The organism is Ulvibacter sp. 2210JD10-4, from assembly GCF_058148525.1.
In genome coordinates this window covers 91773-106299 of sequence record NZ_JBYVJZ010000002.1, presented here as the reverse complement: position 1 = coordinate 106299, position 14527 = coordinate 91773, and the positions used below count along the sequence as shown (strand labels likewise).

Annotated in this window: 12 protein-coding genes; 1 reads left to right on the top strand and 11 read right to left on the bottom strand. The window is 29.5% G+C overall.

All coding sequences use genetic code 11. From position 1 onward, the window contains the following. Positions 1-9: 9 nt before the first annotated feature. Positions 10-1176 carry a glycosyltransferase family 4 protein gene (locus ACY2RT_RS06190; RefSeq protein WP_490155030.1) on the top strand — a complete coding sequence of 389 codons (1167 nt, stop codon included), beginning with the start codon at positions 10-12 and terminating at the stop codon, positions 1174-1176. On the opposite strand, the gene ACY2RT_RS06185 is transcribed toward ACY2RT_RS06190, so the two are convergent. The 11 genes from ACY2RT_RS06185 to ACY2RT_RS06135 form a co-directional block, all read right to left on the bottom strand. Next, positions 1173-2525, bottom strand: coding sequence for an exopolysaccharide biosynthesis polyprenyl glycosylphosphotransferase (locus ACY2RT_RS06185; protein WP_490155029.1), 1353 nt, complete (start codon positions 2523-2525; stop codon positions 1173-1175). The genes ACY2RT_RS06190 and ACY2RT_RS06185 overlap by 4 nt on opposite strands. 5 nt (positions 2526-2530) lie before the next feature. Beyond that, entirely contained in the window at positions 2531-3520 is a 990-nt protein-coding gene (locus tag ACY2RT_RS06180; protein WP_490155028.1) for a UDP-glucuronic acid decarboxylase family protein, read from the bottom strand. Next, positions 3517-4830 (bottom strand): UDP-glucose dehydrogenase family protein, encoded by a 1314-nt coding sequence (locus ACY2RT_RS06175; RefSeq protein WP_490155027.1) that lies wholly within the window; start codon positions 4828-4830, stop codon positions 3517-3519. Before ACY2RT_RS06175 ends, ACY2RT_RS06180 begins: the two co-directional genes overlap by 4 nt. Before the next feature lie 111 nt (positions 4831-4941). Then, positions 4942-6162 (bottom strand): O-antigen ligase family protein, encoded by a 1221-nt coding sequence (locus ACY2RT_RS06170; protein WP_490155026.1) that lies wholly within the window; start codon positions 6160-6162, stop codon positions 4942-4944. 125 nt (positions 6163-6287) lie between these two features. Then, positions 6288-7040 (bottom strand): WecB/TagA/CpsF family glycosyltransferase, encoded by a 753-nt coding sequence (locus tag ACY2RT_RS06165; RefSeq protein ID WP_490155025.1) that lies wholly within the window; start codon positions 7038-7040, stop codon positions 6288-6290. A 71-nt stretch (positions 7041-7111) separates the two neighbouring features. After that, positions 7112-8308: an O-antigen ligase family protein gene (locus ACY2RT_RS06160; RefSeq protein ID WP_490155024.1), complete on the bottom strand. Its 1197-nt coding sequence runs from the start codon at positions 8306-8308 to the stop codon at positions 7112-7114. Beyond that, complete coding sequence (locus tag ACY2RT_RS06155) at positions 8308-9240, bottom strand: SGNH/GDSL hydrolase family protein (protein WP_490155023.1); 933 nt, start codon at positions 9238-9240, stop codon at positions 8308-8310. The genes ACY2RT_RS06160 and ACY2RT_RS06155 overlap by 1 nt, the downstream gene beginning before the upstream one ends. 3 nt (positions 9241-9243) lie before the next feature. Continuing rightward, entirely contained in the window at positions 9244-10305 is a 1062-nt protein-coding gene (locus tag ACY2RT_RS06150; protein WP_490155022.1) for a glycosyltransferase, read from the bottom strand. A gap of 3 nt (positions 10306-10308) precedes the next feature. After that, positions 10309-11595 carry a hypothetical protein gene (locus ACY2RT_RS06145; RefSeq protein ID WP_490155021.1) on the bottom strand — a complete coding sequence of 429 codons (1287 nt, stop codon included), beginning with the start codon at positions 11593-11595 and terminating at the stop codon, positions 10309-10311. Continuing rightward, a complete protein-coding gene (locus ACY2RT_RS06140) occupies positions 11588-13312 on the bottom strand; it encodes an asparagine synthetase B family protein (RefSeq protein WP_490155020.1) in 1725 nt (574 codons plus the stop codon). Before ACY2RT_RS06140 ends, ACY2RT_RS06145 begins: the two co-directional genes overlap by 8 nt. Positions 13313-13327: 15 nt before the next feature. Next, positions 13328-14518, bottom strand: coding sequence for an MATE family efflux transporter (locus ACY2RT_RS06135; RefSeq protein ID WP_490155019.1), 1191 nt, complete (start codon positions 14516-14518; stop codon positions 13328-13330). Between the last annotated feature and the right edge of the window lie 9 nt (positions 14519-14527).

The window sequence follows — 14527 nt, the reverse complement described above, 5'->3', positions numbered from 1 at the left end:
CTTTTTTAAATGAGTAAAAAAAGTATCTTATTGATTACTAATTATTTTCCGCCAGAGAAAGGAGCAGCTGCAAACCGCATGTTTTCTTTGGCAACTGCTTTGGCCGAAAATAAATATCAGGTTGCTGTAGTATGCCCTTTCCCCAATTATCCAAAAGGTAAAATATTTGATAGTTATAAAGGTAAGTTATACTCTAAATCGACTGAAAATGAACTAACAGTACATAGATTATGGGTATGGCCCAGTAATTCTCAAAATAAGTTCTTACGATTGCTCTCAATGTTTTCCTTTTCCATTAGTTTGATGCTTTTTTTCTTTTTTAAAAAAATTCCAAAAAAAGTTTTTGTCCAGTATTCTCCTGTATTCGTAGGGTTTACGGCTGTTTTTTGGAGTTGGGTCTTCAGAAAAAAAATTATTCTAAACATTTCTGACCTTTGGCCTCTGGCGGGTCTGGAAATGGGTTTGTTAAAGAAAGGAGTGTACTATTCGGTACTTAAAAAAATAGAACGTTTTTGTTATAGAAAAGCCACATTGATTACTGGCCAATCTGAAGAAATTTTAACTCATATAAAAACATTAGGAATTAGAAAGGAAACTTTTTTATATAGAAATTTTCCGCGATTTAATGCTCCTGTAGTTTCTGAAAAACAGCCTCAATCAAAAATTTCCCTGGTATACGGAGGTCTTTTAGGTTTAGCTCAGGGGTTATTTAAAATTTGTTCTCAAATTCAGTTTCCGGAAAACGTAACAATACATATTTATGGCGCCGGTCCTGAAAAGGACGCTACCATGTCTTTAAATAACAGTCAAATACTGTTTCACGATGAAATTACCCGTGAAAAACTACATGAAGAATTACTGCAATATGACATTGCTTTCATTCCACTTACTAAAAGAATCTATGGTTCGGTCCCATCTAAAATTTTTGAATACAGTCGGCTGGGTCTACCCATTTTATACTATGGCGGGGGGGAAGGAGAACAGATTGTTCTTAAAAACAATTTGGGATGGGTTGTGCCTGTAAATAACCTCAAAGAGCTTCAAGGATTTATTGATTCTATAAATACAGATAAATTAAAAGAATTTTCAAGGGGTGATGTTCAGAAAAACGCAATGGTAGCATTTAATTTTGAAAAACAATTTGAGCGCTTCAGTAAAAAATTAGAATTTCTTTAATATGCCTTTTCCTCACCTCTAAGGGCATTATAAATTGTTTGGAAAACAATTTTTAAATCTAAAAACAAAGACCAATTTTCCAGATAAAATATATCGTATTTTACTCTGTTTATTATGTCATTATCATTTTCTACTTCACCTCTGTAGCCACTAATTTGTGCCAATCCGGTAATTCCGGGTTTTACAAAATGCCGTACCATAAATTTGTCTATTCGTTCTGCATACATGTGTGTATGGCTCACCATATGAGGTCTTGGTCCTACTACAGACATTTCGCCTTTAAGCACATTGATAAATTGTGGCAATTCATCAATACTGGTTTTTCTAATAATTTTACCTACTCTTGTTATCCTTTCATCTCCTTTTGTTACTTGATAGAGATCTGCAATAGGATTAGGCCTCATGGAACGAAACTTATAGCAAAAGAATTCTTTATAGTCCAAGCCGTTTCTTTTCTGTTTAAAAAAAACAGGGCCTTTAGATTCCAGTTTAATAATGAGGCCTAAAATTGGTGTTAGCCAAGATAAAACCCCCACTATAATTATAAGAGATAAAATTACGTCAAAGCTTCTTTTAATAAATTTATTGAAAGGCTCATCCATGGGTATTTTGCGCAGAGATAAAATTGGCAAAACACCATAATATGCAAAATCTAATTTTTTAGAATATATTTCCTTATTATCCGGAAGAAATTTTAGAATCTTCAAATTATTATCTGCAAAATCAATTAACTTTAATAAATTGTCATTGTCCAGCTCGGCAACGGAGGAATATATTTCATCTATATTATTCTTTATTATATAATCAAAACATCGTTCTATTTCAATATTGCCTGTTCCTCTAAGGTCAAAAGTTTTTTGTAAATGATAACCAAATTCTGGTCTGTCTAAAAAGAACTTATGTAATTGCTCTGTTTTTTGGTTAAGTCCAATTATAACTACCTTTCTATTATTTCCACCTAAGAATTGTCTATATTTTTTAAGTAAAAAATAAATGGTAAGCTTTATGATGCTTATTAACAGCATAACCAAAATAACATATTTGATTATAGCTATTGGACTTATATCCAAATCATTATAAAAACCAAAAAAAGCAAATACAATTAAAAAATAGAGAATGCTTTGTTTGCTCACTAACGATATAATTTTTGCAACATGGGTAAAACGATATATTTCGTAAAAATTAGATTTTAAGGAAAGTATTATCCAGGCCAAAGACACAAAAATCGTATAGTGTAAATAATGAGAATCTTTAGTAAAGAATTGAAACGCAAATGTGTGGATAATGACTAAATCTATAACATATGAAATAGGTCTTAAAAATCCTGAATATCTTCCTTTCTTAAACATTTTGACTACTCTCTGTTATGTTTTGAAAAATCTTTGTGTTCACTTTTAAACAATTCTTCTTTAGAAAGGTTTTTAAAATATTCAAATGTTTTTTTCATCCCTTCTTTTCTGGATACTTTTGGCTCCCAATCCAAAATTTCTTTTGCCTTAGAGATATCCGGTTGTCGCTGCATGGGATCATCTTGAGGTAAGGGTTTATAAATGATTTTTTGATCTGCTTCTGTAAGTTTAATAATTTCTTGAGCGAAGTCCAATATTGTTATTTCGTGAGGGTTGCCAATGTTTACAGGGAGAGTATAATTACTTAATAACAAACGAAACAATCCTTCTATTTGATCATCCACATAACAAAAGGATCTGGTTTGTGATCCATCTCCAAATACAGTTAGATTTTCTCCTCTAAGGGCCTGTCCAATGAATGCGGGAATAACTCTACCGTCATTCAATCTCATTCTTGGCCCATAAGTATTAAAGATACGTGCAATGCGTGTTTCAACTCCGTGAAAACGATGATAAGCCATAGTAATAGATTCCTGAAAACGCTTTGCTTCATCGTAAACCCCTCGTGGCCCTATAGTGTTTACATTGCCGTAGTATTCTTCACTTTGAGGATGAACCAAAGGGTCTCCATATACTTCTGAAGTGGAAGCGATTAATATACGTGCGTTCTTTTCTTTTGCAAGACCTAACAAATTATGAGTCCCTAGAGAACCTACTTTTAGTGTTTGTATAGGAATTTTTAAATAATCTATTGGGCTTGCCGGCGATGCAAAATGAAGTATATAATCCACTTTTCCAGGAACATGTACAAATTTTGTAACATCATGATGGTAAAATTCGAAATTTTCTAGTTTAAACAGATGTTCTATATTCTTTAAATCTCCTGTAATTAAATTATCCATTCCTATAACCTCATATCCTTCATCAATAAACTTATCACAAAGGTGAGAACCTAAAAATCCAGCAGCTCCGGTTATTAAAACTCTCCTTCTCATGTATTTGTCTTTTTTCTCCCTACAGAATAATATGTAAATCCTTCTGCCTTCATGTCTTCTATATTGTAGAGATTTCTACCATCAAAGACAACGGGTCTTTTTAATAGTTGCTTCAGCTTATAATAATTTGGCGTCCTAAAAATACTCCACTCTGTACATATAATTAATGCATCTGCATTTTCTAACGCAGCATACATAGAGTCTACGTAAGTTAACCTTTTCCCAAACAGCTTTTTGATGTTTGGCATAGCTTCTGGGTCAAAAACAGTTAAGTTAGCACCTCTTTCTAACAATGCATTCATTATATATATAGATGGTGCTTCTCTTATATCATCAGTTTCCGGCTTAAAGGCTAGCCCCCAAACTGCAATCTTTTTTTCAGAAAGATTATTATTAAAATAGGCGTCTATTTTAGGGATTAAAATAGTTTTTTGAGTATTATTTACGTCGATTACTGAATCCAAAATTTTAAAATCATATCCTTTATCTCGTCCCGCTTTTTGCAATGCTTTTACATCTTTTGGAAAACAAGATCCTCCATAACCAATCCCAGGAAACAAAAACCGTTTTCCAATTCGGGAATCTGTACCCATTCCCACACGCACCTCATCTACATCTGCACCTACTTTTTCACAGTAATTTGCAATTTCGTTCATAAAGGTGATCTTAGTTGCCAAAAAAGCATTTGCAGCATACTTTGTCAGTTCTGCAGAACGTTCATCCATAATAATAATAGGATTCCCTGAGCGAACAAATGGAGCATAAAGTTTCTTCATTTGGTTCGTAGCTCTTTCTTGACTAGAACCTACAATAATCCGCTCTGGTTTTAAAAAATCATCCACAGCAAATCCTTCACGTAAAAATTCCGGATTGGAAACCACATCGAAATCACAGACAGCATTTTGAGCGATTACTTCCCTTACTTTATCTGCTGTGCCAACTGGAACTGTGCTTTTATCCACAATTATTTTATACTTTTTGATTTTACTTCCTATCTCTTTAGATACATTTAAAACATATGTGAGGTCTGCAGAACCGTCCTCATCTTCAGGTGTCGGTAAGGCTAAAAATATAATATCCCCATGTTCTAATCCTTCATCTAGTGAAGTAGTGAATCTCAAACGATTTGCTTTTATGTTTCTTTCAAACAAGATATCCAAATGAGGTTCATAAATGGGGACTATACCACGTCTCATTTGTTCAATCTTTTCTATATCAATATCGACACACACTACTTCGTTCCCTGTTTCGGCAAGACAAGTCCCCGTTACCAATCCAACATATCCTGTACCTATTACTGTTATTTTCATATTTTTTAAAAACGCTATGATTCGGTTTTCTCCATCATCCAAAATTCTGAAGAAGGTTTAAAATGATCTATTTTGTTTTTGATGAAGCAAAAATACAATTTGCAATCATTTTTATTTCTTTTTTATAACGTTGTTTTGAACGTCATTACTTTTAAATATTAAAAAAATTAGAAATAACCCAACATAATATGCCCCTATTTGACGATGAAACACATTTTCTACCAAACAATACAATACCAAAGAAAACATTATTGCTGTAGCAAAATAATTATTTTTATTTTGCATAAACACTACTAAAAGGAAAGTTGTAAAAATTAAGAAAGAAAGAAATCCATAACTAATATATAAATCAATAAACTGATTATGGGTATTATATCTTTCAGAAACAAAGTCATTTTTTTTTGCTGGATCGTCGATTTGTTCATTATAACAATTTACTAACTTCTCCTTGGTGCCTTCAAATCCATAGCCTTTTAACATAAGGCCTTCTGTTTTCATTATATGTAAACCGCACTTCCACACAACAGCCCTTAATTCCCATGTCATTGTATTATTTATAAAACGAGAAATTGCAGTATCCTTAATCATATTTACGGAATCATTATTTTTATTACTTATAGTGATAGTAAAAAATGCAATTAGTACAGATATTGCTATGGCTGCCAAAATTCTAATTATTTTTATTTTTCCATAAAATTGCCTAAGTACAACAAGTAGTATTAAGAGAATTATAGAAATCTTTGACCCTATTACAATAATAAAAAGGGCATTTATAATGATATTGGTGAGATTATAATTATTATTTGGATGATATGTTTTGTGCAAAGCCTGAGATGAAACTAAAATACTAGCTATGCTTAACAGACCAAGATAAATTCTATCTACAAGAAGCGCTTCAATTACTAAAGGTGAGTTTCCTAATTCAAAATTGCCTGAAGTAATAGATAAGATAATAATATTTGTTACAGAAAAAAGGATGGCAGCTAATGAAGAGAATACAATTGCCTTATTTATTTTTTTAAAATCTGCAATAGGAATATACAATATCACTAGTCCAATGGCTATAAAAACTTTTTTTATAATCTTAAAATCCCCATCCAGTCTATAAGAAAAAATTGCATTTACAAATAAATATGCAAAAAAAGCTATAAATAGAAATGTAGGGATTTTTCGTAGCTTCTTAAAATCTTCCTTAGTTACTATAAATGGAAAAGTAGCCACTAAGATTCCAAATAAAATATTTGGCAATGCCCTTACATAGTCATCAAAAGGAATAATGAAATATAATAATAAAAAAGCATAGGGATATATGGAAGCGAGTAGTATCCTCATCTATAGTATTCTAAATAAATTAATTGGCCTAAGTTAAAAAACAATACTACAAGAACCATATTTAGCCATTAAAATTTTAATAGCGATCAATCCTTTTCTAATTAAATAATGAAAGTATCTGATTATTATTTTCTATTCCCTGATAGTTTTTCTTTGAGAACTAAAAGTATAAACTTTGTGTTTCCAATCAAATAACGCTTCCACATTCTTTTAGGTTCCTGCAGAAAACGATAGAACCATTCTAAGCCTACTTTTTGCATCCATAATGGAGCTCTTTTTGTAACTCCAGCTTCTACATCAAAACTGCCTCCAACTCCCATGATAAGGTTTACATCCTTAAGGGTTTCTCTATATTTATATAAGAAATTCTCTTTAATTGGTGAGGTAATAGCGACAAATAACATTTGAGCTCCACTATTGGCAATTTGCTGCGCAATAGCAGATTCGTCCGTGGATGTGAAATATCCATTTCTATAACCCGCAATAATCCCATTATTGTATTGACTTGTATAAATCTCAGAAACTTTTTTTACAATTTCTTCTTTAGCACCAAAAAGAAATATTTTATAGTTCTTTTCATGTGCAAGAGCAACCAGGTTTTTCATTAGATCAATTCCTGTAACACGTTCTTTTAATGGCTTGTTTAAAAACCTTGATGCCCATATCACAGCTTGTCCATCTGGACTTATAAGATCACAATTATTGACGCTCTCCAAAAGCTGAACATTCTTCTGCATTTGCACCATCTTACCAGCATTTACAGCAACATGATGAATTTGTTGTTGTGCTTCAATTTTTTCTTGAATCAACATAATAGTTTCATTCATAGACAGATTGTCTATAAATGCATTAAGTAATTGTATTCGGTTTTGTGGCAAGCTTTATTATAAAAATTCCGGCAAATATAGTATTAATATATCCTTTTTTTGCAAAAAAAGGATGTTTATTACTAATCATTTACTGAGTATTTTGAAATATTTCTATAGGTCAGAATAGTTATTAATATTGAAAAAATTACTATGCCGCTATGCCGCTGCAATATGGACTCTGTAACCATATATACAATAAAAATAGAGAGAAAAATTACTGCCAAAGAATCCTTAGATTTTATGTACAACCTAAATAAATAGATTATCATTGTTACGAAAGCCAATAATCCTAACAGCCCATAATCTAATATCGTTTCCAAATATTGGTTGTGTGCATTATACTGGTTCTCGTATGCAGAGGTAAGTTTGTATTCTCGGTACTTGTTATACAAATAATCTCTATGGCTTCTTGTTCCGTTTCCAATTAATAAAGAATTATGATCAATGGCCTTAAGCACTGATTTCCAATGCATTTTTCTATAAGACAGGTCGTTAATTTGAGCATTTTCAATAGCACTAGGCTCAAATCTTTTTTTAAAGTTAGGAGTAAAATAAAGAGAAGCAAATAATAATGGCAAAATTATAAAAATTCCCCATTTTAACTTTCCCTTATTCAGATAAAAGAGGATTCCAAAAAAACCAATCCCCAATGCAACTATACTAATACGTACACTTAGCATATATAAAATAGGAAACAGTGAAAGGGCGCTAAAGACAAATACATGTTTTTTAAACTTACTCTCTAAATACATGTATAAAAATGAAATAATACTAAGAATGATGAACAACGAGAAATAGGTAGTATGCTTATCTAAAAATTCTGAAAATTTGTCATAATAAAAATAGTTCCCTAAAGAATTAATCTTAAAATAAAGAACTTTAACAGATGCTAAGAGGGAAGTAACAATAACTGCATAACCAAATTGAGCAATCACAAAATCAAACGTTTTATTCTTCAATTTAACACTAAAAAGCGTAACGGGGAAAACCAAAAAAGGTAATTTTAGTTGAACCTCTTTAAAACCAGCACTTACATCGTTAGAATATAATAATCCTAAAAGAGTCAACCAAAAAGGACTAGATAGGAGCATAATAGGAAGCCAATATTTTTTAAGCAATTCTAATTTTTCAGAAAAAGGATTATAAAATCCCCAAAATATGATGAATGCAATAATTGCTTTTGAATTTAAGCTATAATCCGGAAAGGGTAAAGTAATTAGAATAAAAGCTAACAGCCAATAAAAAAACTTATCCTTTGTTGTATTACTAACTCTCATTATAGTTTTTTTACCAGCTCTTTAGCTAATTTTTGATATCCTTCTTTATTCAAATTAATCCCATTTGGCATAAGGTATCTGAGTTTTTTCTCCGAAAATATTTTGTAACTATCCAATACTGTTATTCTAGGGTCAACCACATTCTGTATCAAAATTTCATTAAATTTCATATTAAATTCATTTCTTTTATCTATTGTTGAAGGAGGTAATGAAATTAATATAATCCTTTTCGCCTGTTTAGCAGTCAACAACCTATCAAAGATTTCTTTTAAAATAAAGCTATTGTCATCTAAAGAAGTATTTATTCCTTGTAAATCAAAAAACAAAACATAAGCATTTGCATCTGCTATTATCTTTGTTTGTTCCAACATATTTTGCAAAGTATTCTCTTTAATTGCCTCATGTGGAAAATTAAAAACATCCAAAAATCGTCCTTTAAATTCAATGTTCTTTTGTGTTGCTATGCTCTTTCTAAAATACTTTGCTTCATTCTCAAAAAGTAATTCATCCCCAAGGGTTACCAAAGAAATATTGCCTGTCTGTTTTAAAGGAATAAGTACTTCAGTAAGTTTTCCTCGTTTTTGGTCATTTGAAGGGATGCCTGTTATCCATTCAACACCTTTAAACTCAATTTCATTACCAACAATATTTGTATATACAAATCGATAGTAAAAGGACTCATCTTCTAATTGTAATTTATATGTGTATTGTGCGTTTGTTTGTTTTTTTCTCTCTAAATTAACTTTAAGGTAGTTATACGAGATAGAGTCTATACTCATATTACCGAAAGAACTAATCTCTTCTGTATTATCCCAATCAAAATTCAACTGAAAAAATTGATTTTGAGCAGTGTTCAAAAATACTAATCCAAACCACATTAGCACTGCCAAAATTGTGATTATCATTATTTTATTTGAAGGAAAATTTGACATCTTTTAGTATATATAGCTATCAATAAATTTATTAAAAACAACATTGCTATTAAACTTTTCAAAACTTTTTAGAGCATTTTTATGGTATATATTGTAATTATCTTCATTAAAATGTAAAATTGCATCTTTAAGCTGCTTTTCATTTTTAATATCTATTAAAACTCCATTTTCCTTGTTCGTAATAATCTCAGGAAGAGCTTTCCAGCATGTTGTTATAACTGGTATTCCTAAAGCCAAGCTTTCAATAACAATTCCCGGATACCCTTCTCCTTCAAAATATGATGGCAATAACAATACATTATATTTAGAAAGTGTTGAAATAACCTCATTTGGTTTTAAAACTCCTTTATAATTTACTTTCGTATTATTAAACAATTCAACTGTGTAATGCCTGTCATCAACCGGACCATAAACATCAATTATATAATTAACGGGTAAATGAGAAGAAGCTTTGATAATTTCGGTTATTCCTTTTTGCGGAATCACTCTAGAAACAAATACAAATTTTTTCTGAAAGGTTTCATTTGCACTAAAATTTGTAATAGGTTTTCGAGAATTAGGCAACCATCCAATATTTTTAAATCCTTTTTTTTTAAAATAATTTACTAATTCTTGTGTTTCAAAAAATACGGTGTCCGAATTTAGAATTGTTTTTTTTAACACCCATTTTAAAACAAATGGTAATTGCTTATAATGATCTTGAAAGTTTCCTCCAAAAAAATGGTACACTGTCTTCTTTCTTAGAAGTTTTGCCCATAACCACAAAATAGGTGCAATGGTAAAGTGAAAATCCTTTGTACTATGAAAGCTTATCACATCATAATTGAATATGTTAAAGGGAAATCTAAAAATCCATAAGAAAAAATCTACTAATTGAAGTTTATTTCTCCAAAAAGAACGTATTTGTTGGTGCTTAATAAAAACCCTATCGTCTGCATTAAGAAAATCTAAAATATTATTTGCCAAAACTGTTGCTCCGCCAATAGAGCGTTCTTTAGATGCAACAGGTATATTTGCAAAAAAAAAGACTTTTGGTAAATTTTTATTTTGTTTAACAGGTTTCATTTATTACACGGATTTTTCAACGTATACATTATTTTTATTACTTGAATAATAATATATGGGATATACAAAAACCAAAGAAAAAAGCAGATATTCCAAGTTGTTCAAAGAAAAAGAAAAAAGCATATCAAAAAACAAGCAGAAATATATCACATATACTAATTTAACTTTTGCATTTAATTTTCTTTGATATAAGGGAGTTAATAGTGCAAATAAATAAATAAAACCCCCTACTATTCCCAGTTCTACAAATAGGTGAGGCAAATATGTATCTGTAGTTGTTAAGTTTAACCATGCCGTATCATACCAATTAAAGCTTACTTCTCTATAAAAAGGAGAGTTGTACGTAGTAGATGCCGGTCCTCCAAAAACACCTACTCCTCTTCCAAATAAATTAAAATTAGCCATTTCGTTTAACATCACCCTATAAGATTCACTTCTAGCTGAATTACCTTCAGTGATATAAAGACTCATTCTAAGAGCGATATCATTTACAAAACCATTTATTCTCGAAGGAAAAATTATATAGAAGCCTATTACAAGAAAAAAAAGGTAAAGAAAAACTTTGTAAAGTTTTTTATAATAGTAAATGAAAAGGACAACTAAAAATGCCCCAAAAGCCTTATAAGAAAGGCTTGCTAATAATGAAAATAATGTAATCGCTAGTAATATTTTTTTAAATTTCCCTTTATAGAATTTATTTATTACAAAAAAAGCAATCATATTAAAGAACCCAAAGAACCCAAAGAAAACAACTATACCTGTAGCCCTTATTAGCCCAGAAGCTTTGTTATAATATACAAGGCCATCTTCAGTTGTATAATAAAACCATTGTTGTATTCCTCTAGCCCAATTTATATAATTTACTATCTGCATTAAAAAATTTATGACAACAAAAGCAATAATAAATTTTAGTAGTAATGGAAAATGTTTTCGAATTGCAAATCCGTAAAACAAAATTACTACTGGAAACAAATATCGTATCCCGTCACTTATACCAGCTTTAATGTTATATGAAATTATGACTCCATAGAATAAAAGAGGGAAAAATAAAAGAGTGCTTATGATTAAATTTCTATTACTTTTTTGTTGCAGCAATATATATAATAACATATATCCAAAAGCAGAGAGTTTGAAAATTGTAACAATGCTCTTATTTGTAGTTTGAAAAACTGAGCCTAAATAAACCAATATAAAGGGAAGTAAAACTAAAAACTGTTGAACTATTTTCTTTGAAATTGAAAGTTCAAGGTTTAGCTTATTTAAAAAAAAATATCGGATATTTTTACTCAATTTCAAAATGAATTTTTATTGCTAATAATGCTGTCACAACAGCAAATTTATTTCTATATTCAAATATATCATTATTGTAAATCTCAAGTAGGTCTTTTTTAAGTTCAGGAAGAATATATTTTTTACTGCTTTCAGACTCAACTATATAATCCATGCTATTAATTATTGATGGATGTGTTTTTAACCATTGATTATATGGGTTCATACTATCATATTTTAAGTTGAAATATTTTTTACCCCCATTAATATATTTTTTTATTTTTTTCCCGTAAATAATTTTTAATTTATGGTTTGGGACCATATCAATTTTATCCCATGGGTATTTTAAAACTTGCTTATGATATTTTTTCAACCAATCAAAATATATTAATTGATGCTTTTTATACTCATTCGGTAAAGACAAACAGAAATTAATTAGTTCAAGATTATAGAAAGGAGAAATATTATCAATTGTATTGTTTAAACTTCTGTCTCCGGTAATTGTTGCATTTATTTGTCTCTGTTCATATATATACAATTCAAACCCTAGTTCTTGGTATTTATTCAAAATATTAGGTAAAGAATCTATTTTTTCTAACAAAGAGTTATCCGAAATAAAACCAGTATATCCTATACGTCCCTTATTTTTATTAAGATTATACCCCTGTTTGTTAAAAGAACCGAACAATACATCACCTATTTGCCCTGTGTGTAACGTGCTATAATTCAATAAATTAAAACTCTTAACTGTTGAAGAAGTATGTGCTGATGTATGAAACATCATTAAGCCATCATTTGGAATAATATAATTATCGACAATATTGTCGATCAAATATTCCGGTGCATCTAGTAATCTTTGAAAATGATTGAATTCTTCACCAACAGCAATTTGCTTTGCATACTTAACATCCTTAGAATTTGATTGTCCAAAAGTAATTGTAGAAATATTATTGAACCCAAGTTCTTTAGCAATAAGAACATTTACCCTAGCATCCATTCCTCCACTTAAAAGAGAAAGATGGTTTGAAGCATATTCTCTGTCTTTATTCCAATTCTTGTGAATACTATATTCCATTAATTCATTAATTCTATGTAAGGCATCAGGATAAGATATTTTAATTTTTGAATATGAATATGAATGCAGTTTTTCAATTTTAAATTCCGTACTTGAAAAATCATACGTTATTAAAGAGCTATATTCTAGTTTTTTTACTTCATTAATATAAGTATTGTTTTCTAATAAAAAACCATATAAGGCCATCATATAAACTGCATCGGTATTTAAAGAATATTGTATATTCTCTTGTCTAAAAAACTTTGATAAGGCGAATAACTCAGATGAAAAAATAAAACCCTCATCCTTCTTATAATAGTAAAATATATTTTTGGTTGAAAGATTATCATTAAAAACATAAATTTTATTCTTTAGCTTATCATATACAAAGCCGGAATATGTTCCCCTTAAATCTTTTATGAAAGAAATGCCCCTCTCCTTGTAATTCTTAAAAAATAATTCTGAACTTATAATTGTATTACTTAAGTTAACACCTTCAAAACATACAACTACGTCATCATATTTATCGAAAAATCTGTCTTTTTGAAGCTTATTAATAACTGACCTGCCCAAAATACCTCCATCAACTTTAACTTGATTTCTAATGGCTGTTTCATTTAAAGAAAATTCAAAACAGTGTTTATACTTTTTGTTTTTTAAGAAAACTCCGAAAATACCTGCCATTACTACTTGATTTTTTTAAATGGATTTGCTTTTTATCTTACTATAATTAAACAATAGCATTAATTGTCTGATTCCTAAACTAATTAAACTTGCATAGGCAATACCCATCAACAGAAAGTAATTGTATAGGAAATAACTAAGTAGTATATTAACTATCAAGCTAAAAATGTTAATGATCAGATTGATTCTAAATTTTTTATTAATAAGAAGCATTGATCCATATAATGGCGAAAAGGATTGAATAATCTTTGCCCCTAAAATGATTAAAAATAAAGAAAAAATTCCGGTATAATCTTTTAAAATATAATTTGTAATAAAAAGAAAAGCGGGAATCAAAAGCAGTGAAATGGTTGATATAAAAATTATTAATCTTTTATTCAATTCCTTTACATAATTAGAGCTTCTTTTTAATTTTTCTATGTCAACTTGAACTAATGTTAGCGGTACTAACATTAAAATATTTGCAATATTTAAAGCAAAACTGTAATTAGCTATATCAATATTTGCAGTATCAGATAAAAGTTTAATGATAAAAATATCAGTATACAAAAACATCAAATTTGCAAAATTACTAATTACCAATGTAAAAGAGTTAATCAGTAGTTTTTTGAATAAATTCCAATACTTAATTAACTTATTTAAGACTATTTTATTCCTATAAAATACAATAAACAAATACATTAATGCTATGGGAATTAAAATGTAATTCACATAGACATATGCCATTCCAGCTACATCGTAAAAATATATAGAATAAAATATAACTCCATAAAACCCTAATGAAACTATTATTTTATAAATAGATGAAGCATTACTACTTCTATACACTAATAAATAGGCTGGAGTGATTCCTCCATTAAAAAAAATGGCATAAAAAACAAATGGAATTATTAAAAACTCCCAATTGAAAAGGTTAAAAAAAATGCTTGAAATAATTGCAACCCCAATAACAAAAAGTATCCCCAATAATGTAAAATACTTTTTACTATCCTTACTCCTTGTGTAATTAATAATTAGCGCTGGAAAACCAAAAGCAAAAACAGAAGAGCCAACCTCAATAATTTTTTTATAATATTCTAGTTCTCCATAATCAAATTTTGAAAGATGATGAGCAGCAAAAAAAAGAACGGCGTACTCTAAACCCCTACTAAAGACAATAGAGCTTCCATAAACCAAGTATTTTCTATTAAGTAGACTATTAAGCAAATGATTATA

Coding starts and splice junctions, on each gene's coding strand:
- ACY2RT_RS06190 (WP_490155030.1), top strand. CDS start 10: ATGAGTAAAAAAAGTATCTTATTGATTACTAATTATTTTCCGCCAGAG.
- ACY2RT_RS06185 (WP_490155029.1), bottom strand. CDS start 2,525: ATGTTTAAGAAAGGAAGATATTCAGGATTTTTAAGACCTATTTCATAT.
- ACY2RT_RS06180 (WP_490155028.1), bottom strand. CDS start 3,520: ATGAGAAGGAGAGTTTTAATAACCGGAGCTGCTGGATTTTTAGGTTCT.
- ACY2RT_RS06175 (WP_490155027.1), bottom strand. CDS start 4,830: ATGAAAATAACAGTAATAGGTACAGGATATGTTGGATTGGTAACGGGG.
- ACY2RT_RS06170 (WP_490155026.1), bottom strand. CDS start 6,162: ATGAGGATACTACTCGCTTCCATATATCCCTATGCTTTTTTATTATTA.
- ACY2RT_RS06160 (WP_490155024.1), bottom strand. CDS start 8,308: ATGAGAGTTAGTAATACAACAAAGGATAAGTTTTTTTATTGGCTGTTA.
- ACY2RT_RS06155 (WP_490155023.1), bottom strand. CDS start 9,240: ATGTCAAATTTTCCTTCAAATAAAATAATGATAATCACAATTTTGGCA.
- ACY2RT_RS06150 (WP_490155022.1), bottom strand. CDS start 10,305: ATGAAACCTGTTAAACAAAATAAAAATTTACCAAAAGTCTTTTTTTTT.
- ACY2RT_RS06140 (WP_490155020.1), bottom strand. CDS start 13,312: ATGGCAGGTATTTTCGGAGTTTTCTTAAAAAACAAAAAGTATAAACAC.